The 20,731-nt window shown below is 65.1% G+C and carries 24 protein-coding genes; 13 read left to right on the top strand and 11 right to left on the bottom strand.

Going from position 1 to position 20,731, the window contains the following annotated elements; all coding sequences use genetic code 11:
• The first annotated feature begins 45 nt into the window (after positions 1–45).
• The 4 genes from BG60_RS17475 to BG60_RS17490 all read left to right on the top strand — a co-directional run bounded on the left by BG60_RS17475 (position 46) and on the right by BG60_RS17490 (position 4,563).
• Positions 46–1,347, top strand: coding sequence for an NAD(P)/FAD-dependent oxidoreductase (locus BG60_RS17475; RefSeq protein ID WP_008347203.1), 1,302 nt, complete (start codon positions 46–48; stop codon positions 1,345–1,347).
• Positions 1,332–2,102 (top strand): DUF1365 domain-containing protein, encoded by a 771-nt coding sequence (locus BG60_RS17480; protein WP_008347202.1) that lies wholly within the window; start codon positions 1,332–1,334, stop codon positions 2,100–2,102. Before BG60_RS17475 ends, BG60_RS17480 begins: the two co-directional genes overlap by 16 nt.
• Positions 2,099–3,310, top strand: coding sequence for an SAM-dependent methyltransferase (locus BG60_RS17485; RefSeq protein WP_008347200.1), 1,212 nt, complete (start codon positions 2,099–2,101; stop codon positions 3,308–3,310). Before BG60_RS17480 ends, BG60_RS17485 begins: the two co-directional genes overlap by 4 nt.
• Positions 3,311–3,519: 209 nt before the next feature.
• The gene (locus BG60_RS17490; protein ID WP_008347198.1) at positions 3,520–4,563 is read left to right on the top strand and encodes a sensor domain-containing diguanylate cyclase; all 1,044 of its coding nucleotides are present in this window, start codon (positions 3,520–3,522) and stop codon (positions 4,561–4,563) included.
• Between the two features lie 4 nt (positions 4,564–4,567).
• Here the strand turns inward: BG60_RS17490 and BG60_RS17495 are convergent, their stop codons facing one another.
• The 4 genes from BG60_RS17495 to BG60_RS17510 all read right to left on the bottom strand — a co-directional run bounded on the left by BG60_RS17495 (position 4,568) and on the right by BG60_RS17510 (position 7,601).
• Positions 4,568–5,269, bottom strand: coding sequence for an SDR family NAD(P)-dependent oxidoreductase (locus BG60_RS17495; RefSeq protein WP_008347197.1), 702 nt, complete (start codon positions 5,267–5,269; stop codon positions 4,568–4,570).
• A 58-nt stretch (positions 5,270–5,327) separates the two neighbouring features.
• Complete coding sequence (locus tag BG60_RS17500; protein WP_008347195.1) at positions 5,328–5,714, bottom strand: potassium channel family protein; 387 nt, start codon at positions 5,712–5,714, stop codon at positions 5,328–5,330.
• Between the two features lie 162 nt (positions 5,715–5,876).
• On the bottom strand, positions 5,877–7,070 hold the full coding sequence (locus BG60_RS17505; protein ID WP_008347193.1) for a polysaccharide pyruvyl transferase family protein: 1,194 nt from the start codon (positions 7,068–7,070) through the stop codon (positions 5,877–5,879).
• 54 nt (positions 7,071–7,124) lie between these two features.
• Positions 7,125–7,601 carry an outer membrane lipoprotein gene (locus tag BG60_RS17510; RefSeq protein WP_033535903.1) on the bottom strand — a complete coding sequence of 159 codons (477 nt, stop codon included), beginning with the start codon at positions 7,599–7,601 and terminating at the stop codon, positions 7,125–7,127.
• Positions 7,602–7,782: 181 nt separating this feature from the next.
• Here BG60_RS17510 and BG60_RS17515 point away from each other — a divergent pair, with 181 nt between their 5' ends.
• From BG60_RS17515 to BG60_RS17525, 3 genes are all read left to right on the top strand, one after another.
• Positions 7,783–8,541: a hypothetical protein gene (locus BG60_RS17515; protein ID WP_008347188.1), complete on the top strand. Its 759-nt coding sequence runs from the start codon at positions 7,783–7,785 to the stop codon at positions 8,539–8,541.
• 231 nt (positions 8,542–8,772) lie between these two features.
• Positions 8,773–10,041, top strand: a complete 1,269-nt coding sequence (locus BG60_RS17520) for a PQQ-dependent sugar dehydrogenase (RefSeq protein WP_034472221.1) — start codon at positions 8,773–8,775, stop codon at positions 10,039–10,041.
• Positions 10,038–10,355 carry a c-type cytochrome gene (locus BG60_RS17525; protein WP_008347185.1) on the top strand — a complete coding sequence of 106 codons (318 nt, stop codon included), beginning with the start codon at positions 10,038–10,040 and terminating at the stop codon, positions 10,353–10,355. The genes BG60_RS17520 and BG60_RS17525 overlap by 4 nt, the downstream gene beginning before the upstream one ends.
• A 183-nt stretch (positions 10,356–10,538) precedes the next feature.
• Here BG60_RS17525 and BG60_RS17530 read toward each other — a convergent pair whose 3' ends face one another.
• From BG60_RS17530 to BG60_RS17545, 4 genes are all read right to left on the bottom strand, one after another.
• On the bottom strand, positions 10,539–11,582 hold the full coding sequence (locus tag BG60_RS17530) for a PDDEXK nuclease domain-containing protein (RefSeq protein WP_008347183.1): 1,044 nt from the start codon (positions 11,580–11,582) through the stop codon (positions 10,539–10,541).
• Between the two features lie 270 nt (positions 11,583–11,852).
• The gene (locus BG60_RS17535) at positions 11,853–12,035 is read right to left on the bottom strand and encodes a hypothetical protein (RefSeq protein ID WP_008347182.1); all 183 of its coding nucleotides are present in this window, start codon (positions 12,033–12,035) and stop codon (positions 11,853–11,855) included.
• 123 nt (positions 12,036–12,158) lie between these two features.
• Positions 12,159–12,836, bottom strand: coding sequence for a glutathione S-transferase family protein (locus BG60_RS17540; protein ID WP_008347180.1), 678 nt, complete (start codon positions 12,834–12,836; stop codon positions 12,159–12,161).
• An 18-nt stretch (positions 12,837–12,854) separates the two neighbouring features.
• A complete protein-coding gene (locus BG60_RS17545) occupies positions 12,855–13,652 on the bottom strand; it encodes an enoyl-CoA hydratase/isomerase family protein (protein ID WP_008347178.1) in 798 nt (265 codons plus the stop codon).
• 304 nt (positions 13,653–13,956) lie between these two features.
• Between BG60_RS17545 and modA the strand changes: the two genes are divergently transcribed.
• Genes modA through modC form a run of 3 tightly spaced genes read left to right on the top strand, consistent with a single transcriptional unit; the run spans position 13,957 to position 16,548 of the window.
• Positions 13,957–14,721, top strand: a complete 765-nt coding sequence (modA, locus tag BG60_RS17550) for a molybdate ABC transporter substrate-binding protein (RefSeq protein ID WP_008347177.1) — start codon at positions 13,957–13,959, stop codon at positions 14,719–14,721.
• An 8-nt stretch (positions 14,722–14,729) separates the two neighbouring features.
• Positions 14,730–15,410, top strand: coding sequence for a molybdate ABC transporter permease subunit (modB, locus tag BG60_RS17555; protein WP_008347175.1), 681 nt, complete (start codon positions 14,730–14,732; stop codon positions 15,408–15,410).
• A 19-nt stretch (positions 15,411–15,429) separates the two neighbouring features.
• Positions 15,430–16,548 carry a molybdenum ABC transporter ATP-binding protein gene (gene modC / locus BG60_RS17560; RefSeq protein ID WP_235366168.1) on the top strand — a complete coding sequence of 373 codons (1,119 nt, stop codon included), beginning with the start codon at positions 15,430–15,432 and terminating at the stop codon, positions 16,546–16,548.
• Here the strand turns inward: modC and BG60_RS17565 are convergent.
• Entirely contained in the window at positions 16,537–17,124 is a 588-nt protein-coding gene (locus BG60_RS17565) for an NUDIX domain-containing protein (protein ID WP_008347171.1), read from the bottom strand. The two genes, modC and BG60_RS17565, sit on opposite strands and share 12 nt — an antisense overlap.
• Positions 17,125–17,202: 78 nt before the next feature.
• Here BG60_RS17565 and BG60_RS17570 point away from each other — a divergent pair, with 78 nt between their 5' ends.
• From BG60_RS17570 to BG60_RS17580, 3 genes are all read left to right on the top strand, one after another.
• Positions 17,203–17,958 carry a DeoR/GlpR family DNA-binding transcription regulator gene (locus BG60_RS17570; protein WP_008347169.1) on the top strand — a complete coding sequence of 252 codons (756 nt, stop codon included), beginning with the start codon at positions 17,203–17,205 and terminating at the stop codon, positions 17,956–17,958.
• A 173-nt stretch (positions 17,959–18,131) separates the two neighbouring features.
• On the top strand, positions 18,132–18,482 hold the full coding sequence (locus BG60_RS17575; protein ID WP_033535906.1) for a hypothetical protein: 351 nt from the start codon (positions 18,132–18,134) through the stop codon (positions 18,480–18,482).
• Positions 18,483–18,532: 50 nt separating this feature from the next.
• Positions 18,533–19,063, top strand: coding sequence for a YMGG-like glycine zipper-containing protein (locus tag BG60_RS17580; RefSeq protein ID WP_033535907.1), 531 nt, complete (start codon positions 18,533–18,535; stop codon positions 19,061–19,063).
• A 9-nt stretch (positions 19,064–19,072) separates the two neighbouring features.
• Here BG60_RS17580 and BG60_RS17585 read toward each other — a convergent pair whose 3' ends face one another.
• The gene (locus BG60_RS17585; RefSeq protein ID WP_008347163.1) at positions 19,073–19,903 is read right to left on the bottom strand and encodes a hypothetical protein; all 831 of its coding nucleotides are present in this window, start codon (positions 19,901–19,903) and stop codon (positions 19,073–19,075) included.
• Positions 19,904–19,921: 18 nt separating this feature from the next.
• Positions 19,922–20,674 carry a lipoyl protein ligase domain-containing protein gene (locus tag BG60_RS17590; RefSeq protein WP_008347161.1) on the bottom strand — a complete coding sequence of 251 codons (753 nt, stop codon included), beginning with the start codon at positions 20,672–20,674 and terminating at the stop codon, positions 19,922–19,924.
• Positions 20,675–20,731 lie beyond the last annotated feature (57 nt).

Below are 20,731 nucleotides of genomic sequence, written 5' to 3' on the forward strand. Positions count from 1 at the left end.
CCACGCGGCGCGAGGAGACCTTTTGGCGCGAGGAGACCGCCCGTCATGGAATCATCGACAAAAGAAAGACAGCAGCGCATCGCGGTGATCGGCGCGGGGATCGCCGGTCTCGCGAGCGCGTATCTGCTCTCGCGCGCGCATCGCGTGACGCTTTTCGAAGCCGCCGATTATCTCGGCGGCCATACGCATACCGTCGATGTCGCGCTCGACGGCGTGCAGCATCCCGTCGATACGGGCTTTCTCGTGTTCAACGACCGAACGTATCCCAATCTCATCGCGCTGTTCGATGAACTCGGCGTCGCGGCGCATCGCAGCGACATGACGTTTTCCGTTTCGCTCGACGGCGGACGCTTCGAATGGGCGGGCACAAACCTCAACACCGTGTTCGCGCAGCGGCGCAATCTCTTCTCGCCGTCGTTCATCGGCATGCTGGGCGACATTCTGCGCTTCAATGCATCGGCTCATAGGCAGCTCGAACGCGTGAGCGCGACGCGCTGCTCGGTCGGCGAACTGCTCGTCGAGGGCGGATACGGCGCGCCGTTTCAGCGCCACTATCTTCTGCCGATGGCCGCGGCGATCTGGTCGAGCGCCGCGCACGACATCCTGCGCTTTCCCGCCGCCACGTTCCTGCGCTTCTGTCTCAATCACGCGCTATTGCAGGTGAACGGCCGGCCGCCGTGGAAGACCGTCGCGGGCGGCGCGCGCGAGTATGTGCGGCGCATCGCGGCCACGCTCGACGACGTACGCACGCGCGCGCCCGTGCGAGGCGTGCGCCGCGACGACAACGGCGTCACCGTGATGACCGACGATGCCGGTCCCGAGCGCTTCGATGCCGTCGTGCTCGCGACGCACGCACCGACGAGCCTGCGCCTCATCGACGACGCATCCGCCGATGAGCGCGCAGTGCTCGGCGCCGTGCGGTATCAGCGCAACATCGCGGTGCTGCATACGGATTGCGCGCTCTTGCCGCGCCGCCGCCGCGTGTGGTCGGCCTGGAACTACATCGGCGCGCGTGCGGCGCTTGCGCGCGACGCGGCCGCGCCCGTCTGCGTGAGCTATCTGCTCAATCAGCTTCAGCCGCTTCCTTTCAGGATGCCGGTCATCGTCACGCTCAATCCCGTCGATGAACCCGCGCCTCGCACGCAACTCGGCCGCTACGAATACGAACATCCGCTCTTCGATCTCGCCGCCATCGATGCTCAGGCGCGTCTGCCGCGCATTCAGGGCGTGCGCCGGACGTGGCACGCGGGCGCGTGGACCGGCTACGGCTTTCACGAAGACGGCCTGAAATCGGCGTTGCGCGTCGCGCGCGATTTCGGCGTCCAGCCGGCATGGGCGCGACCATGAAGACGGCGCAATGGCTGACGGGCCGCGTGATGCACGAGCGGCTGCGTCCGGCGCGGCATCGCTTCGAGTATCCGGTGCGCTACGTGCGTTGCGACGTCGCGCGTCTCGACGCGTTGCGCTGTGCGTGGTTCGGCATCGACCGCATTCGGCCGCTCGCGCTGTTTCGATGCGATTACGGCGCGCGCGAACACTGCGATCTCGATCTATGGATGCGCGCGTGCCTCGCGCAGTCGCGCATTCCCGCCGACGGCGAAATCCATCTTCTGACGATTCCGCGCGTCTTCGGCTACGCGTTCAATCCGGTGAGCTTCTGGTTCTGTCATGACCGCGCAGGCGCGTTGCGCGCGCTTTACGCCGATGTGCGCAACACCTTCGGCGAGCATCGCGGCTATATGCTGAGCGCGCAGGATCATGCGCCGATCGTCGAAGACACCGTGCTCGTCTGCCGCAAGACGCTGCACGTTTCGCCCTTTTGCGATGTCGCCGGCGACTACGCGTTTCGCGTGCGGCAGCGTGGCGACCGCTTGAGCATCTCGATCGATTATCGCGACCGCGACGGGCTGCTGCTGCGCACCGCGATCGGTCTCGTCGCGCGGCCGCTCACCGGCGCGCTCGCGTGTCGCACGCTCTTGTGCGCGCCGCTCTTCGCCGCGGGCGTCATTGCGCGCATTCACTGGCAGGCGCTGCGGCTGTGGATGAAGCGCGTGCCTTTTTACGGCAAGCATCCACCGACGAGGGACGAGACGGGACCATGAACCTGCTGCGATCTTTCTCCGCGACATCGGCGATGCCGATGTCCGCGCGGATCTTTCTCGGCCTTCTGCGTCGCATCAGCGTCGGACATCTCGTGCTCGTCATGCCGGATGGCGGGCGCTCTGTGTTCGGCGATCCGCTGATGCAACCAGCCGCGCTTCTTTTCATCCGCGACTGGCGCGCGTGCCGGGCGATTCTGCGCGCGGGCGACATCGGCTTCGCGCGGGCGTATCGGGCGAAATGGCTCGATACGCCCGATCCGTGCGCCCTGCTGCGGCTCGCGATCCGCAACGAGACGGCGCTCGCGCGCACGGTCGCGGGCGGCTTTGTCGCGCGGTGCTGGCACAACGTGCGGCATCGTCTGCGCCTGAACACGCGCGCGGGGAGCCGCCGCAACATTCACGCGCATTACGACATCGGCAACGCGTTCTACGGGCTCTGGCTCGATCCGACGTGGACGTATTCGAGCGCATGGTTCGATGGCGACGCCGGTCTTCCGCTCGAAGCGGCGCAGGAACGGAAGTATCGGCGCATCGTCGATACGCTCGGACTCACGGCGGGGATGCGCGTGCTGGAGATCGGCTGCGGCTGGGGCGCCTTCGCGCGGCACGCGGCGCGTCTCGGCATACGCGTGCACGGCGTGACCGTTTCGACCGCGCAGCATGCGTTCGCCGTGGAACGCGTAGCGCGCGAAGGTTTGAGCGGGCTTGTCGATATCGAACTGCGCGACTATCGCGATGTGTATGGACAGTACGACGCGGTGGTGTCGATCGAAATGTTCGAAGCCGTGGGCGAACGGTTCTGGCCGGCGTATTTCCGCGTGCTGCGCCGCTGTCTCGCGCCGGGCGCGAAGGCGCTCGTGCAGTCGATCACCGTCGACGATGCGCGCTTTGCCGCGTATCGCGCGTCCAGTGACTTCATCCGCGAGACGATCTTTCCGGGCGGCATGCTGCCGAGCCCGGAGCGCTTCGCACGCGCGGCGCGGCGCGCGGGGCTCGATGCACGCGCGACGCTTTCGTTCGGCGCGGATTACGCAAGGACGCTGAGGTGTTGGCGAGACGCGTTCGAGATGCACGCCGACGCAGTCCGCGCGCAAGGATTCGATGAAGCCTTCGTGCGGACGTGGCGGCTGTATCTGGCTTATTGCGAAGCGGGCTTCGACGAGGCGCGCACCGATGTCATGCACTTTGTGGTGTGGGGGGAGGGGTGAGGACGTCGATCGGGCGAAAAAAAGCCCCGACCCTGTCGGGGCAAAGGTACGAGACCACCTTGTAGCGTTGCAGCTACCCGGCGAGCATAGGCGACTGCGCGCGCACTTCCCACCAGTAAAGTCCGAAACCTCACGCGCGACTTCAGAATCGGCGGACGTTGCCGATAACACACGCACACGTCCACCAGGCATCGCCGCCACCGCACACGATGAATCGCGCCCCATCCGACAGTTCGCTCCAGGCCGCTTTCCTGCGGCACGAAGACACACTCGCGCCGCCCGAGCGCGCGCTCGGCGAGGACGATCACGCCGTCTATCGCACGCTGCTCGAATCGACCAAGGCGATTCCGTGGAAGATCGACTGGGCGACGATGGAATTCGCCTACATCGGCCCGCAGATCGAGGCCTTGCTCGGCTGGGCGCCGTCGTCGTGGAAAACGGTCAACGACTGGGCCGAGCGCATGCATCCCGACGACCGCGAAGCAGTCGTCAACTTCTGCGTCTCTCAATCGAAGGCGGGCACGGATCACGAAGCGGATTACCGCGCGCTCACCCGCGACGGCGGCTACGTGTGGCTGCGCGATGTCGTGCACGTCGAGCGCAACGAGAAAGGCGAGGTCGAGGCGCTGATCGGCTTCATGTTCGATATCAGCGAACGCAAGCGCACCGAAGAAAAGCTCGCGCAAATGCAGCGCGAACTGGAACGCCTGTCGTTCAGCGACAGCCTGACGGGCGTCGGCAACCGCCGCCGCTTCGACGACGTGATGGCGCGCGAATGGCATGCCGCGAAGGATTCGGGCAAGCCGCTGTCGCTCGTGATGATCGATATCGACTTCTTCAAGTCGTACAACGATTACTACGGCCACGTTCAGGGCGACGAGTGTCTGAAGCGCATTGCGCGCGTGCTCGGCGAGGCGGCGGGTCCGCAGCACTTTCTCGGCCGGTTCGGCGGCGAGGAATTCGCGCTGATTCTCGCCGATACCGACGCCGAATCCGCGATACGCGTCGCGGAGCGTTGCCGCGCGCTGATCGCCGAGGAAGCGATTGCGCACGTGCGCTCGCCGCACGATCAGCGAGTGACGGCGAGCTTCGGCGTGGGAACCGTCGTTCCGGGCGAGCGCATGGACGTGACGGCGTTCATCAATCTGACCGACGCGCAGTTGTATCAGGCGAAGGACAACGGCCGCAACCGCATTGCGGCGGTGGATCGCGCGGGCATGCAGGGCGAAGGCTTCAAGGCGCAGTCGCGCTGAAACGTCAGACGCGTCCCGTCACCGGAATCGCCGCGCCCGTGATGCATTGCGCATCCGGCGAAAGCAGGAACGCGATCACCGCGCCGAGCGCTTCGGGCCGCACCCAGCGGGAGAAATCGGCGTCGGGCATGTCGCGGCGATTCGGCGCGGTATCGATGATCGACGGCAACACCGCGTTCACCGTCACGCCCGTGTCCTTCAACTCTTCGGCGAGCGCTTCGGTCAGGCGCAACAGCGCGGCCTTCGATGCCGCGTAAGCGCCCATCCCCATGCCCGCTTTCATCGCCGCGAGCGCGCCGACATTGACGATGCGCCCGCCTTCCTTCGCGCCCAGTTGCGCGAGCGCGGCCTTCGATGCGTTGAGCGCGGTCTTCACGTTGACATCGAACATCGCTTGCCAGGTGTCGGCGCTGCCGTCCGCGACCGTTTCCCAGGCGAATGCGCCGGCGACGTTCACGAGCGCATCGAGGCCGCCCGTCCGCTGAACGACCGTATCGATGGCTTGTTGCGCCGATTTCGCATCCGTCAGATCGATGCCGGTCACGATGCAGGCGTCGCCGAGCGGCGCGGGCAACGCTTCCGACGCCGCGCCGTGGCCGATCAGCGCGACCCGCGCGCCGCGTTGCGCGAGCACGCGCGCCGTCGCGAGTCCGAGACTGCCGAAGCCGCCCGTGATGGCGACGATCTTTCCTTCGAGGCTGTTCATGACGTTGTCGCTCCCTTCGATGGCGCCTGATGAAGCATAGGACGGAACGCGGCGATCTTCAGGGCGCGTGTCGCGGATCGCGTTTCACCGCGCGCTGGACCGCGAACACGGCCACCGCCGTCGTCGTGCCGGTGACGAGCACGCCATACAAGCCCAGCAACATCGACAAGGCTCGCCCGATGCCCGTCGTCGCGACGACATCGCCGTATCCGATGGTCAGCGCCGTCACGCCGCAGTAATAGACGGTTGCGCCGAACGAAACGCGCGCGTGCGTCGCGGTTTCGACGGGCGCGCCGAGCCAGAACATCGCCGCGCAGAGCGCGAAGAACGCCATCAGCAGCGTGCCGAGCAGCGAGCGCAAATGCCACAGCGCGCGGATGAACTCGACCGTCACCTCGCGTGAATTGATCGTTTCGACCTTGAAGAGTTTCGTGATGCTATTCATTCGGAATGGACCTGCGGCGCGTGAACGAAAGCCGTCATCCTACCTTCGCCCGCATCGGCCCGAAGCATCCGGGCGCGTTATTCAGCCAGCGCCGATCCCGTCTTTCCGGAAGCCTTCGCGCCGCTTTCGGCGGCCGTCAGGTCGTATCCGGATTTCGCGTCTTCATGGCCCGAGCGCCGATCGCGCGACACGCTCGAATCCCGCCCGATGCGCCTTCGCGAGCGCCGATGCCGTCTCGCGAAGCGCCGCGCGATCCATCGCCCGCGCTTCGTGCATGGCGGCGTGCAATTCGGCGATGCTCACCACACCCGGCGCGCCCGCGATCTCCCACGTCGAGGCGTACGCGCGCTGCTTGGCCGCGTCCGCGTGCGCGATATTCACGCGCGGCAAGCCGTACGCCATCGCGACGATCCGGCCATGCAGGCTGCTGCCCGCGTAACCGTCGCTTTTCGCGATCAGCGCGCAGATGTCCCAGATGTCGAGCGAATCGAAGATCGTCACCGACGGATGGCGCATACGCGCCGCCATGCGCTCGTAGACCGCGATGTCGTCGTGCCACGGCGCCGCGCCCGCGCGAAACAGCGCGATGCCCAGTCCCGTCGATGCGCCGATCAGATCCAGTTGATGCGCGATTTGCGCGAGCGTCGCGTCGTCGCCGAAATCCGCGCTGAACTGGACGGCCAGATAACCGCGCGGGAACGCGCGGCATGCGCCGGCGCGCGTCCGGATGCGCGCGTCGAAAAGCTCGGCGACCATCGATGCCGGATCGGGGACGAGGCGCGCGTCGATTCCCGCGCGCTTCAGGAAGGCTTGCGTGTGCGTGTCTCGGACGCTGATGTCATCGGCTGAACGGAGCTTGGCCAGCACTTCCGCCTGAAACGCGGCATCGCGGGCGTCGAGCGTCGCGCCGCCGATCGCATCGAAGGAAATCGACGCCGCTCGCGGAAACATCCCGCGGCCGATGACGTACGGCGCGAGCGCGTCCATGCCGAGTTCGGCGCGCGCCCACGCGTTTCGATCCGCCGCGCGCGACTCGTATCGGGCGATGCAGGCTTGCGCTTCGTCGGGATTCTTCAGCATCACGGCGGCTTCCCACGCGTCGCACGTCAGCAACTCGCCGCCCGCGTGGATCAGCACGACGGGCTCGTCGCGCCAGCGCGCGGCCAGTTGCGAAAGCGCGGCGACGCCGTGGCCGCCGTGCGCGCGCAGTTCGCGCCGCGCGCATCCGGCGAATATCGGTTCGACGTTCGGACGGCGTTCAGCGAGCAAGGCCGCGACGACATGCGCGAACAACATGTCGCCGAAGTTATGCCGGTCGAACGCGCCGAACACGATGATCCGCCGATTGCTTCCCATCCGAACGCACCTCACGATCCGCTCATTCTGCACGTTCACACTTCCTTCACACGATCACGCCGTCACGCGCGTGATGCCGCCGCTCGACAGCAAACGCACGCGCTGGCCGGCGTAGAACATCTGGCCATCGGCGGCCTGGGTGATCGCGCGCAAATCGCCGTTGTCGAGACGCACGGTGATTTCGAGTCCCTTCTGCCGTTCGAGATGATCTTGAATTTGATCGCCCGCGACCGCGCCCGCAATGCCGCCGATCACGCCGGCAAGCAGCGAGCCGTGTCCTTCTCCGACCGCGCTGCCCGCCACCGCGCCGAGCAGGCCGCCACCGATCGCGCCGAACGGAGCCGGATGGACGTCGTTGTTCTCGATCGTCACGCCGCGCACGCTTTCGACGGTCGCCATACGCACCGTTTCCTCGTGTTGCGTCTGCATGCTGTCGTAGATGTCGGCGGAACTTCCCATCGATGCGCAACCGCTCATGCCCACCGTGCAGGCGACGGCCAAAGCGCAGACCGCGATAGTCGACTTGTTCATGTTCTTGCTCCTCAGATCGGACGATGTCTTGTTGGTTTCGGCTCGCGTTTCGCGTATCGCGTTGCCATGCAAAGCATCGTAAAGAGGCCGAATGAGCGCTGAATGAGCCGGCGCGACGCGCTTGACCTGCATGATTGAAGCGCTTATACAGGACTCTCATCGCTCGCGACCGGAGTGCAGAATGACAAGAAACGCAATTCCCTTCGTGGTTTGCGCCATCGCTCTCGCTGCATGTTCCACCGGCGGTTCCAACTCCGCGCCGCCGCCCGGCGCCGTTACGACGACGCTACCTTCGGGCGGCGTCTACAAAGGCTCGCTCACGGGCAGCACGGCGCAAGCCACGCTTCTCATGCTTTTCGACGGCACCGCCTATCTCTTCTACGCAAGCGCGGGCGGCGCGGGGCTCGCGGGCGTCGCGGTCGCGAAGAGCGGCAAGCAATCGGGCGATGGCCGCTTCATCAGCGACGCCGCATTCGACTATCGCGTGGGCAAGGCGCCTGCGTCGGCGGCCGTTTTCAGCGTGAACTTCGCGCGCGCGCCCGCCGTCGACGGAACTGTCGCGAACAAGGACGACGGCGCGGGGCTCGCGTTTTCCGCCAACGCCGCGCCGATGCTCGACATCGCGCCGAGCCGCGCCAACGCGGGCGGCCTGTACAGCGGACGCGGCATGTCGCTCGGCGGAACGACGCAGACGCGCATCACGGTCGCGGGCGACGGCTATCTCGCCGGCACGACGACATCCGGCTGCATCTTCAAAGGCACGACGGCGCCGCACCAAGGCGCGAACGCCTACGACGTCTCCGTGACCTTCGGCCCCGCGCCCTGCCCGCTTCCCGAAACGACCGTGACCGGTCACGCGGTGCTCGACGGCGCGCGTCTACTCGTCGCGTTGCCGAGCCCGGACCGCACCGACGTCTTTCTCTTCGACGGCCGGAAATAGATGCCGCATGCAACCGCGCGCCGCAGCGAAACTTAGTCATCCGCTGCTTACTTAAGCGATTTCTATCCTAAGATTGTTTTCATTGCCGAAGCGTCGTGCGATGCGCGCGTCGGCGGAAGTGGCCGTGTTTTGTTCAGTGCAATTCCGAGAGCACCTTTTGCTTTGCATGGAACCGGACGGCGCCACCGAAACGTCCGCTCCGGTTATTAACAACAACAGGAGACAAACCGGATGAACGCAACGTTCAAGCTTTTGCCGTTGGCCGTCGGCGCGATGATCGCCTGCGTGCCGCACGCGAACGCCGCGCAGGACAACATCAACGCGCTTTCGAATTTCCGGCAGACGGGCAATGCCGCACCGCCGGAAACCATTCCGCAAGCTGGCCAGACGGCCGATGCGCTGCGCAAGAATCTCGAGCAGATCAAATTGCCGCCCGGCTTCAAAATCGAGCTATACGCCGTCGTGCCCGAGGCCCGCGCGATGACGATCGAGCCTTCGACGGGCGTCGTGTTCGTCGGCAGCCGCAAAAATCGCGTGTGGCAGGTGACTGACCGGACCAAGCAACGCGTAGCGAGCGATGTCGTGCAGTTTGCGTCGTCGGTGACGTTCAAGGTGCCCAATGGCGTCTGCTTCTCGCCGGACGGCGTGCTCTACGTGGTCGAGCAGAACCGCGTGCTCGGCTTCCCGGCGGCGCAGTTCTTCGGCGAAGGCGGACCGGATGTCGCCGCGGCGGTCGTCGTCCCGCAGGGCAAGCTGATCCCGACGCAGTTCGAAAGCTTCAATCACGGCGCGCGCTACTGCCGCGTCGGGCCGGACAAGAAGCTGTACATCGCGCTCGGCCAGCCGTGGAACGTGCCGCCGAAAGACAAGCTCGCCGAACTCGACAGGAATGGGCTCGCGGGCATCATCCGTCTGGATCAGGACGGCAAGAACCGCGAAGTCTACGCGCACGGCGTGCGCAATTCGGTCGGTCTCGATTTCAATCCGAAGGACAAGACGCTCTGGTTCACCGATAACCAGGTCGACGGCATGGGCGACGACACCCCGCCGGGCGAGCTGAATCGCGCGACCAAGGGCGGCGAGAACTTCGGCTTTCCGTGGTACGGCGGCGGCAAGGTGCGAACGGTGGAATACAAGGACCAGAATCCGCCGGCGGGTCTCGTGTTTCCGCAGGTCGAGTTCGCCGCGCATGCCGCCGATCTCGGCATGTCGTTCTACAACGGGAAGATGTTCCCGCAGAAGTATCAGGGCGGCATCTTCGTTGCGGAGCACGGCTCGTGGAACCGCACGAAGCCGATCGGCGCGCGCATCATGTTCACGCCGATCAAGGACGACGGCACCGCAGGCGAGGCGGAAGTCTTCGCGGAAGGCTGGCTGACGAGCAGCGGTGAGTACATGGGCCGTCCCGCCGACGTGCAGATGCTGCAAGACGGCTCGATGCTCGTCTCCGATGACTACGCGGGCGCGATCTATCGCATTTCGTATTCGGGGGCCAAATGAGGGTCGCGCTGACGGCGGCGGTGCTCGCGGGCGTTCTGGCGGCGGGCGCTTCCGCGTCGTTCGCGGCCGGCGACATCAAAGCCGGGCGCGCGAAGGCGACGGCGTGCGCGGCGTGTCATGGCATCGACGGAATGTCGAAACTGCCGGAAGCGCCCAATCTCGCCGGGCAGACGGAGGAATATCTCGTGAAGGCGCTCAACGATTTCCGCACGGGCGAGCGCAAGAACGAAATGATGTCGATGATGGCGAAAACCTTGTCCGACGCGGACGTCGCCAATCTGGCCGCCTACTATCACAGCCTCGGCAAGCAGTGACCGCCGCCGATGTGTTGCAAATTTGCTGCGGTCGATTACCGATTGCGATTTTTTTTGTTTTAGGTGTTGACGTGGAGGCTTAAGGGTTTATACTAACACCTGTCTCCTCCATGTCTCAACCGATGTGGATTCAAGCCCGCTCAACTGAAGCGGGCTTTTTTTTGGCCTAATTTTCTGGCCGCTTCACCGCTCGTCTGGCATGTCGCCGCGCAATTCGGCCTCGATCTGGTCGATCGAAGGCAGGGTCGTCTCCAGCGATGCCGGAACTTCACGCAGCAGCTGATATTCGGCGACGCCCATCGGCTTCGCGACGCCGCGCAGCGCATATTCGGCGACCAGCCGGTTCTTCTCCTTGCACAGCAAAAGCCCGATCGTCGGCTGATCGTCGGGCGCCTTCAGTTGCGCATCGACAGCGGAGAGGTAGAAATTGAGCTGGCCAGCGTATTCGGGCTTGAACGGCGTCGTCTTCAGTTCGACCACCACGTAGCAGCGCAGCTTCAGGTGATAGAACAGCAGATCGATGAAGAACTCGTCGCCGCCCACATCCAGCCGATACTGCCGTCCGACGAACGCGAAGCCTGCGCCCAGCTCCAGCAGAAAGCGTGTGATGTGCTGGGTGAGCGCCTGTTCGATATCGCGTTCCTGCGCGTTTTCGGCGAGTCCGAGGAAATCGAAGATGTATGGATCCTTGAGCGCGTCGCGCGCCAGATCGGATTGCGGCGGCGGCAGGCGCTCGTCGAAATTGGTGATCGCGCTGCCGCTGCGCGTGTGCGCGGCGGTTTCGATCTGCATCACGAGAATCTGGCGCGACCAGCCGTGCTCCAGCGCCTTCGCCGCGTACCAGCTTCGATCGTCCTGATTCTTGAGCTTGTCGAGCAGCGTGCAGAGATGGAACCACGGCAATTGTGCAGCAGGCTGCTGCACGAATGCCTCGTCCGGCCACGCCTGCGCGAGCGCGCGCATGTATTTCAGATTGCGCGGTGAAAAGCCGCGCATGTCGGGAAACGCCGATTTCAGATCGCGCGCGAGCTGATCGATGACGCCCGCGCCCCAGCCCTGTCGCCGCTGACGATCGAGAATATCGCGGCCGATCTGCCAATACAGCGTGACGAGCTCCCGGTTCGCGCTGGCCGCCGCCCGCTGGCGCGCGCGCTCGACACGCAGTTTCAGTTCGGCGAGCCAGCGCCGGTAATCGTCGTCCCAGACGTTGGGAAGATTGGCGGTCATGCGGTTCCTGGTTCGACGCCGGTTGTCGTGGAACCGTCATTATCGGCGGATTCTGCTGCTGCGTCGGTTGGTCTCCTGACGCGCCCGTGGCGCCTGGCTTGGGGTTATCTTCCCAGGCTCTTCGGCCTCGATGCTTTATGTTGTCCACAGAAACTGGGCACAAGCCTGTGGATATCGTTTCAGATTTTGCTGCAACGCATTGATTCGACAACACTTACTTCCGCCGCCCAACGACGCGCCCCGCGCGCGCCGCCGTCGTCGTCGTCGTCTTCAGTCGACATTCGGCATGCACGACGCGAGCACCGCGTCGAAGCGATTCATCTCGATGCTGAAAATCGATTGCGGCGCGGTGGCGTTCAGTTCGTCCGCGGGGGATGTCGGCAGCGCCATCGCAATGGTGGCCGTCGCGAGCAGCGCAAGGACAACCGACAGGAACCAGGAAAGAACGATCATCGCCAACCTCGTCAAGTAAGACTCTCTGAATCGGCGCGCGTGAACGTCAGCGCGTGATGTGAAGAGTACGGCTGCGCGGCGCTTCGCACAGCCCTACGGACGGGGGGACGTGAAGGAGGGTAACTACGGACGCAGCAGTGGCGACGCCGTCGTCGATACGCCTTGCGCGAGCGCCGCGGCTTCCTGCGCCTCGAGCGCGCGGACGAAGCCTTCGCGTTCGCGCAGACGCCGCCAGTATTCCGCGATCGATGGCGCGAAGTGCGCGCTCTGCCCCAGCAATTCCGCGAGCATCAGCGCGTAGCCGACGGAAATGTCCGCCGCCGTGAAACGCCCCGCGCACAGATACGGCTGCGCGTCGAGCAGCGGCGCGAGCGTGCGCAGACGCGCGTGGAACCAGCGCGCGTAATCCTCGACGATCTGCGGCTGCAGCCGCTCCGGCGGCTCCAGATGCGCGTAGCGAAGCACGAGCGTCTGCGGAAACGTGAGCGTCGCTTCGCCGAAATGCACGAAGTTGAGATAACGGCCGAAATCGGCCTCGTGCGGCGCGACATCGAGCGCGCCCGGCGAATAGCGCGCCGCCAGATACTGGCAGATCGCCGACGATTCGGTCATGAAAAGCGCGTCGTCCGCATCGTCGGTGAGCGCCGGAATCGTGCCGAGTGGATTCACGTCCTTGAAACCGCGCGCGAACACGCGCGGCGGAAACGGCAGCATCTTCAGTTCATACGGCACGCCGATTTCTTCCAGCGCCCACAGCGGCCGGAACGAGCGCGCGCTCACGCAGTGATGCAGCGTAATCACGTCGATTCCTCCGGTGCTTCAAACGAGCCAGGACGGCTTGCGCTTCTCGAGGAAGCTGCGCACGCCTTCGCGCCCTTCGTCCGATGCGCGGATGCGCGCGATGCGCTCCGCCGTCTCGCCGATCGACGATTCGTCGATCTCCTTGCCCGCGAAATCCGCGACGAGCTTCTTGCATTCGCGCACGGCGTTCGGACTGTTCACGGCGATGCTCGCGGCGATCGCTTCGACGCGCGCATCGAGCTGATCGGCGGCGACGGCTTCGTGCACGAAACCGAGACGCAGCGCTTCGGCGGCATCGAAGCGCTCGGCCGTCACGAAATAGCGATGCGCCGCGCGCGCGCCCATCGCGCGGACCACGTACGGCGCGATCGTCGCGGGCATCAGGCCGAGCTTCGCTTCGGAGAGACAGAAGTGCGCCGTGTCCGCCGCGACCGCGATATCGCACACGGCGACGAGTCCCATGCCGCCCGCGTAGGCGTCGCCCTGCACACGCGCGATGACCGGCTTCGAGCAGGCGTAAATCGTGTTGAGCATGGTGGCGAGACCGAGCGCATCGGCGCGATTTTCCGCTTCCGAATAGCCCGCCATGCGCTTCATCCAGTTGAGATCGGCGCCCGCGCAGAATGCCGGACCGTTCGCGGCAAGCACGATAACGCGCACGTTGGCGTCGTCGTCGAGCGCGCGGAAGGCGGCGGTCAGCTCGACGACGGTCGCGTCGTCGAAGGCGTTGCGCACGTCGGGGCGATCGAGCGTCACGCGCGCGACGTGGCCTTCGATGCCGAGCTTCAGGCGTTGCAGATTCGTTGCGTCGGTCATGCTTCGTCTCCTGCGCGCTCGAATTGAGCGCGGCTCAGTTCATCGTGGCTGGCAATTTACCTTTCGGCGATCAGTTTCATCGGAAAACATGAAAACGGTCAACTCATATTTTTGAGTGTCACTCACAATGAGTCCATCAAACAATCATCCGACGAGTCGCGCCGAAACCCATGCACCGACGCAATATACTCGTATATATTACGGTGCTCGCCGGACCCTACGGCCACACGCTCGCGGCCTCCAACGCGCCGCCTGAAGTCGTTCCATAAGCAGAATTTCAACTCGGTTCAAGGAGCTTTACGTGATGACTCGTATTCTGCGCGCTTTGCTTTGCGCGTTCGTTCCGCTCGCTGCGGGCATTGCTTCGGCATCCGCGCTGGCCGGCGAAGTGCAGGTCGCGGTCGCGGCCAACTTCACGGCGCCCGTGCAGGCGATCGCCGCCGACTTCGAGAAAGACACCGGCAACAAGGTCGTCGCATCGTTCGGCGCGACGGGTCAGTTCTACGCGCAGATCAAGAACGGCGCGCCGTTCGAAGTGTTCCTCGCCGCCGACGACGCCACGCCCGCCAAGCTCGACAGCGAAGGCGCGACCGTGCCCGGCAGCCGCTTCACCTACGCGACGGGCGCGCTCGCGCTGTGGTCCGCGAAAGACGGCTACGTCGACGATAAAGGCGACGTGCTGAAGAAGAACGCGTTCAAGCACATCGCGATCGCGAACCCGAAGGCCGCGCCGTACGGTCTCGCCGGCTATCAGACGCTCGACAAGCTCGGCCTCGCAGCAGAAATCAAGCCCAAGGTCGTCGAAGGCCAGAACATTTCACAGACGCAGCAGTTCGTCGCGACCGGCAACGCGGAGCTCGGCTTCGTCGCGCTGTCGCAGATCTACAAGAACGGCAAGGTCACGAGCGGCTCGGCGTGGATCGTGCCGGCGAACCTCCACGAGCCAATCAAACAGGACGCGGTTATCCTGAACAAGGGCAAGGACAATCCGGTCGCGAAGCAGTTCATCGAGTACCTGAAGGGTCCGAAGGCCGCCGAAGTCATCAAGTCCTACGGTTATCAACTCTAATTTCGCCGATGCCGCTCGATAGCGCCGATCTCCAGGCTATTACGCTGACGCTCAAACTCGCGTCGCTGACAACGGTGCTCCTGCTCGTCGTCGGCACGCCGATCGCGTGGTGGCTCACGCATACGCGTTCGAAACTGAAGGGCGTCGTCGGCGCGGTGGTGGCGCTGCCGCTCGTGCTGCCGCCGACGGTCATCGGCTTCTATCTGCTCGTGCTGATGGGGCCGAACGGTTATGTCGGCAAGATCACGCAGGCGCTCGGTATCGGCTTGCTGCCGTTCACGTTCACGGGGCTCGTCGTCGGCTCGGTGATCTATTCGATGCCGTTCGTCGTGCAGCCGCTGCAGAATGCGTTCGAAGCGATCGGGCGCCGTCCGCTCGAAGCCGCCGCGACATTGCGCGCCGGTCCGTGGGACACGTTTCTCACGGTGGCGCTGCCGCTCGCGCGGCCGGGCATCGTCACGGCGACGATTCTCGGCTTCGCACATACCGTCGGCGAATTCGGCGTCGTGCTGATGATCGGCGGCAATATTCCGGGGCGCACGCGCGTCGTGTCCGTGCAGATCTTCGATCACGTCGAGGCGCTCGAATACGCGCAGGCGCACTGGCTCGCGGGCGGCATGGTGATATTCTCGTTCGTCGTTCTTCTGCTGCTCTACTCCGGCCGACGTTCCGTCACGGCTCATGTCTGAACTCACTTATCAACGCGCGATGCTCGACCGCGCGCATACCCGTTCCGACGAAGCCATCGAAGCGCGCTTTCTCGTCGAGCACGAGGGTTTCGCCTTCGATATCGATCTCGCGCTGCCCGGTCGCGGCGTCACCGCGATCTTCGGCCATTCCGGCTCCGGAAAAACCACGCTGCTGCGCTGTCTCGCGGGACTCGCGCGGCCGCGCGCCGGGCGGCTCGTCGTCAACGGCGAAGTCTGGCTCGACACCGAGCGCCGCATTTTTCTGCCGACGCACAAGCGCCCGCTCGGCTACGTCTTTCAGGAAGCGAGCCTCTTTCCGCACTTGAGCGTGAAGAAGAATCTGCGCTTCGGGCTGGAGCGCGTGAAGTCGGCAGAGCGGCGCGTGGATCTGTCGCAGGCGGCGGAATTGCTCGGCATCGCGCATCTGCTGGAGCGCATGCCGGCCGGATTGTCAGGCGGCGAACGGCAACGCGTGGGCATCGCGCGGGCGCTCTTGACGAGTCCGCGTCTGCTTTTGCTCGATGAACCGCTCGCGTCGCTCGATCAAAAACGCAAGCAGGAAATCCTGCCGTATCTCGAACGCCTGCACGATGAACTCGACATTCCCGTGATCTACGTGAGCCACGCGCCCGAAGAAGTCGCGCGCCTCGCGGATCATCTCGTGCTGCTCGAAGGCGGCCGTGCGCTTGCGAGCGGGCCGATCGCCGATACGCTCGCGCGGCTCGATCTGCCGCTCGCAATGGCCGACGACGCATCGGTCGTGTTCGAGGGAATCGTCGACGGATACGACAGCAAGTACGGCCTGCTCACGCTCGCGCTGCCGGGCTCGCGCGCGAAGCTCGCCGTCGTGCATACGCCTTTGTCCTGCGGCAAGACGATGCGCGTCGCCATCAAGGCGCGCGACGTGAGTCTCGTCACCGGCACGCACGAGCACGAGCGCAGCAGCGTGCTGAACGTGCTGCCCGCGACGGTGATCGGCATCGCGAAGGACGCCCATCCGTCGCAAGCCGTGGTGCGGCTCGACGTCGACGGCTCGCCGCTGCTCGCGCGCGTCACGCGTTATTCGCTGGACCGGCTAGGCATCGTCGAAGGCATGCGCCTGTGGGCGCAGGTGAAAACGGTGTCGCTACTCGCGTGAACGCGCCTCGAGCGCGGCGTATTGCAGCAGCATGATCGTCTTGCCGTCCATGATTTCGCCGCGCTCGATCATCTGCATGGCGGTTTGCAGCGGGACTTCGATCGTCTCGATTTCCTCGCCCTCTTCCTCTACGCCGCCGCCGTCCGAAACGCGCATCGAGCTGTCGTAATCGCCGACATAGAAATAGAGCTTCTCCGTCACCGATCCCGGGCTCATGAACGCCTCGAAGATCTTCTCGACGCGATGCACGCGATAGCCCGTTTCCTCCTCGACTTCCGCGCGAATGCGCTCTTCGGGCGTGGCGTCGTCGAGCAGGCCGCCGGGCGACTCGATCAGCATGCCGTCGTGTCCGTTGACGAACGCGGGCATGCGGAACTGGCGCGTCAGCAGCACGTTGCCGGTCTTGCGATCGCGCAGCAGAATCGTCGCGCCGTTGCCGCGATCGTAGGTTTCGCGGCTCTGACGCTGCCAGACGCCATCGCGGCGCTGAAAATCGAAAGTCACTTTTCTGAGGACGTACCAGTCGTCCGACAGCACTTCGGTTTTGAGGATGCGGACGCGCTCGCTCGTTTCCATCGGTTCACCCGTTCGACAAGTTGTTGAACTCATGGTAGCGTGCAGTTTCGTGCAATATCAAGAAATTTCGTGCAAACAATGTTGACCAGTCAGCGCAAGAAAGCGATTCTCGATGCCCTCAAACGCGACGGCCAGGTGCTCGCCGCCGAACTGAGCGCACGCTTCGGCATTTCCGAGGACACGGTGCGGCGCGATCTGCGCGAACTCGCGGCCGAAGGGCTGCTGCAACGCGTGCACGGCGGCGCGCTGCCTGCTTCGCCCGCGATCGCGCCGTTCGCGCGGCGCGAGGACATGGAATCGGAGGCGAAGCGGCGCATCGCGAAGAAAGCGGCGGACATGATCGCGCCGGGGCAGATCGCGATCATCGACGGCGGCACGACGTCCGCGCTGCTCGTGCGTCAGTTGCCGGCGAATCTGTCCGCGACGATCGTCACGCATAGTCCGAGCGTCGCCGTGGCGCTGGCGGAGCACGCTTCGGTCGATGTCGTGCTGATCGGCGGCAAGCTCTACAAGCATTCGATCGTCACGGTCGGGGCCGCTGCCGTCGAAGCCATGTCGCACATTCACGCCGATCTCTATTTCATGGGCGTCACCGGCGTACATCCGACGGCCGGCCTCACCACCGGCGATTTCGAGGAAGCGCACGTCAAGCGCGCGCTCGCGGCGCGCGCGGCGGAAACCGTCGTGCTGGCGTCGGCGGCGAAGCTCAACGCGGCGTCGGCCTACAGGATCGGCGGGATCGATCTGGCTCAGACGGTCATCGTCGAGGAAACCGCCGACGCGAAGCTCGTCGAACCGATCGAACGCGCCGGAATCACCGTGCTGCGCGCATGAATTCACGACACTTTGTTACCGGGTAACGCGCCGAAAAATACGCGCCGTTCCGCGTAATTGAAATTCTCCGGCAAAGGGAATAGCGTTCGAGGATGCGCTATGTCAGGTCAACTGCGGAGGTCGGATTTCCGTTGGTGCCATCGACATCGCAAACATTTTTTCTGGAGAAGGACGTGAATCGCCTGAAGGCTTTTATCGCGCTATCGCTGATCGCGAGCGCGGGCGTGACCGCCAACGCGTACGCCTGGGCGCGCGTCGGCGTGTGGGTCGGCGGACCCGTGTATTACCCGTATCCCGTCGCGCCGGCGCCGTATTACTACTATCCGCCGCCGCCCGTCGTCGTTCAGCCTGCCGCGCCGGTTCAATACGTCGAGCAGGGTCAGCCCGCCGCCGATCCGGGCGCGCCCGCGCAGCAGCCAGGCATGTGGTACTACTGCGACTCCGCGAAGGCCTATTACCCGTACGTGAAGCAATGCGCCAACGCATGGCGTCCGGTTCCGGCGACGCCGCCGCCATCGAACTGATGCTGTTCGGCACTTTGAAAACCGATAACCAAGCGAAATCGCAAGAATCCATGAACTACTCGAGGCTTGGCCTTTTACTGGCGGCAATCGGCGTGACGGGCCTTTCGGCCTGCACCGTGATGCCTACCGGCCCCAGTGTGATGGCGCTACCGGGCAGCACCAAAACGTTCGACCAGTTCCGCGCCGATGACAACTCCTGCCGCCAGTTTGCCCTTCAGCAGGTCGGCGGCGTGGACGCCAATCAGGCGGCGACCAACAGCGCGGTCGGCAGCGCGGTCGTCGGCACCGCGCTCGGCGCGGCGGCGGGCGCGGCCTTCGGCGGCGGATCGGGAGCGGCCATCGGCGCGGGCGCGGGCCTTCTGACCGGCAGCGCGTTCGGCGTCGGGGCATCGCAGGCATCGGGCTACAACGTGCAGCAGCGCTACGACTACGCGTATCTGCAATGCATGTACGCCGCCGGCGACAAAGTGCCGGTACGCGGCTCGACGCGCATGGTTCAGCCGTCCGGCGGCGCGTATTCCACCACGCCTCCGCCGCCTCCGCCGCCGCCGGGCTGGCAGCCGCCGCCCGGAACTTACTGACAGACTGAGTCAATGCCGCACGCGCCGGTCATCGCCGCCGGCGGCGAGCGGCGCATCGGGCACGAACGACGGCGCCACGAGCAAGCCCGTCACCCAGCCGATATAAAACCGCAAGTCGCTCCAGAACTCCGATCGCTCATACACGCGAAACGCCTGTGCGTGCGCGAGCCATAGCGCGAGTTGCAGCGCGCCCGTCAACACGAGCCAGGCGAGCGCGATCACGCCGGTCGCGCGGGCGCAGCGCCTGAACGTGAACGCATCCCACTGTTCCCGCACGATGAGACATCCCGCGATCAGCACGGCTATCGTGGGAATCGCGCTCGTCACGAGCACATGCGCGCTCCAGCCGAATATCACGCCGACCAGCAAACCGACGATGATCGACAGCGCCGCAATCGGCCACGCGATCCACGACGGCGCGCGCGCGGCCATCCACGCAATCGTGATGAAAAACGGCGTGATCGCCCATTGCAGCGCCTGCGCCACGGCTTTCACGAGGTTCTCGCTTGCCTGCTCGTTGGAGTGACTCGCTGCGACATACACGGTGATCGCCTCGTGCACGCAGACGGCGACGATCGCAAAGCTCAACGCCTCGCACGCGGCGAAAGCGGGAGATTTCTCGGCGGGCTCGTGCGCGTCGGACAGACCGCGCAAGCGCTCCAGCACCGGCTCGACGAAGAACGCGAGAATCGCGCCGATCAGGAGCGCGGCGGCGGCATCGGTCAGCGAAAAATGGCCGAAGAGCGAAAACAGCCCTTGCCACAGAAATTCGGGCGCGGCCGCGCACACGGCCACCCAAAGCGCGAAGAAGAACCCGTTCGAAGCACTTCTGAGCGGCATGGCCACCTCGATGCGTTTTTATTGTTCCGGCGGCGACGCATCCTTCACGCGCTCGATCAATGTCGCGCGCACGCGCTCGCGCAGGTCGGCGGGCATCGAAAAGCATTCGTAGGCGAGCGCCTGCGCAACGGTCACGATCCGCAGTTCTTCGTAGCGGCGTCCGCTTTCGATCATCGCTTCGAAGGCGTTGGCGCGCTCGTTGATTTCGATCGGATCGGCATCGACGAGCAGGACGGCGTGGGCAAGCACCGCATAGAGCGGCTGGGCCTTGTCGTCGTGCGGCACGCGCCGCCAGTACTGCGCGGTGCCCGCGATCTTGCGGGCGTCGTCGCCGGGGCCCCAGGCGAGATTGAAGCGGCCGTCGCAGAAAGAACCTTCGACCGCCTGCCAGTGCGTCAGCACGCCGAGCGAGCTGAGGGCATCGGCGAGAATCCGGCACAGATGCACGTAGACGGTTTCGGACAGCGCGCCCATCGGCGCGCGCACCGGATACGCGAGGCTCAGATTGAGCACGCCCGGACCCTGCGGAACGAGACCGCCGCCGGACAGACGCAGCCACACGGGACAGCCGCGCGCAGCAAAAGCCTCGCGCGCGTCGGCGAGCGCCGCGTAACGCTGATAGCTGCGCGGCACGACGAGCGATGCAGGCGCGTCCCAGACATGCGCGACGGCATCGCCCGCGGCCGCGCGCGCGAGGAGCGCTTCTTCGGCTTGCAGCGGATCGTGCGGATCGCCGGAAAGCGCGGCGGGATCGATCAGTTGGAAGGGCATGGCATCGAAGGAATGACGCGCCGACGCAGACGCGATCCCGACATGGTAGTCAAGAAC

It is taken from the genome of Caballeronia zhejiangensis (assembly GCF_000698575.1).
Taxonomy (GTDB): domain Bacteria; phylum Pseudomonadota; class Gammaproteobacteria; order Burkholderiales; family Burkholderiaceae; genus Caballeronia; species Caballeronia zhejiangensis.

Coding starts and splice junctions, on each gene's coding strand:
- BG60_RS17510 (WP_033535903.1), bottom strand. CDS start 7,601: ATGAACAAGTCGACTATCGCGGTCTGCGCTTTGGCCGTCGCCTGCACG.
- BG60_RS17580 (WP_033535907.1), top strand. CDS start 18,533: ATGAACTACTCGAGGCTTGGCCTTTTACTGGCGGCAATCGGCGTGACG.
- BG60_RS17495 (WP_008347197.1), bottom strand. CDS start 5,269: ATGAACAGCCTCGAAGGAAAGATCGTCGCCATCACGGGCGGCTTCGGC.
- BG60_RS17480 (WP_008347202.1), top strand. CDS start 1,332: ATGGGCGCGACCATGAAGACGGCGCAATGGCTGACGGGCCGCGTGATG.
- BG60_RS17570 (WP_008347169.1), top strand. CDS start 17,203: ATGTTGACCAGTCAGCGCAAGAAAGCGATTCTCGATGCCCTCAAACGC.
- BG60_RS17565 (WP_008347171.1), bottom strand. CDS start 17,124: ATGGAAACGAGCGAGCGCGTCCGCATCCTCAAAACCGAAGTGCTGTCG.
- modB (WP_008347175.1), top strand. CDS start 14,730: ATGCCGCTCGATAGCGCCGATCTCCAGGCTATTACGCTGACGCTCAAA.
- BG60_RS17475 (WP_008347203.1), top strand. CDS start 46: ATGGAATCATCGACAAAAGAAAGACAGCAGCGCATCGCGGTGATCGGC.
- BG60_RS17530 (WP_008347183.1), bottom strand. CDS start 11,582: ATGACCGCCAATCTTCCCAACGTCTGGGACGACGATTACCGGCGCTGG.
- BG60_RS17500 (WP_008347195.1), bottom strand. CDS start 5,714: ATGAATAGCATCACGAAACTCTTCAAGGTCGAAACGATCAATTCACGC.
- BG60_RS17490 (WP_008347198.1), top strand. CDS start 3,520: ATGAATCGCGCCCCATCCGACAGTTCGCTCCAGGCCGCTTTCCTGCGG.
- BG60_RS17585 (WP_008347163.1), bottom strand. CDS start 19,903: ATGCCGCTCAGAAGTGCTTCGAACGGGTTCTTCTTCGCGCTTTGGGTG.
- BG60_RS17515 (WP_008347188.1), top strand. CDS start 7,783: ATGACAAGAAACGCAATTCCCTTCGTGGTTTGCGCCATCGCTCTCGCT.
- BG60_RS17535 (WP_008347182.1), bottom strand. CDS start 12,035: ATGATCGTTCTTTCCTGGTTCCTGTCGGTTGTCCTTGCGCTGCTCGCG.
- modC (WP_235366168.1), top strand. CDS start 15,430: ATGCTCGACCGCGCGCATACCCGTTCCGACGAAGCCATCGAAGCGCGC.
- BG60_RS17505 (WP_008347193.1), bottom strand. CDS start 7,070: ATGGGAAGCAATCGGCGGATCATCGTGTTCGGCGCGTTCGACCGGCAT.
- BG60_RS17525 (WP_008347185.1), top strand. CDS start 10,038: ATGAGGGTCGCGCTGACGGCGGCGGTGCTCGCGGGCGTTCTGGCGGCG.
- BG60_RS17520 (WP_034472221.1), top strand. CDS start 8,773: ATGAACGCAACGTTCAAGCTTTTGCCGTTGGCCGTCGGCGCGATGATC.
- BG60_RS17590 (WP_008347161.1), bottom strand. CDS start 20,674: ATGCCCTTCCAACTGATCGATCCCGCCGCGCTTTCCGGCGATCCGCAC.
- modA (WP_008347177.1), top strand. CDS start 13,957: ATGACTCGTATTCTGCGCGCTTTGCTTTGCGCGTTCGTTCCGCTCGCT.
- BG60_RS17485 (WP_008347200.1), top strand. CDS start 2,099: ATGAACCTGCTGCGATCTTTCTCCGCGACATCGGCGATGCCGATGTCC.
- BG60_RS17545 (WP_008347178.1), bottom strand. CDS start 13,652: ATGACCGACGCAACGAATCTGCAACGCCTGAAGCTCGGCATCGAAGGC.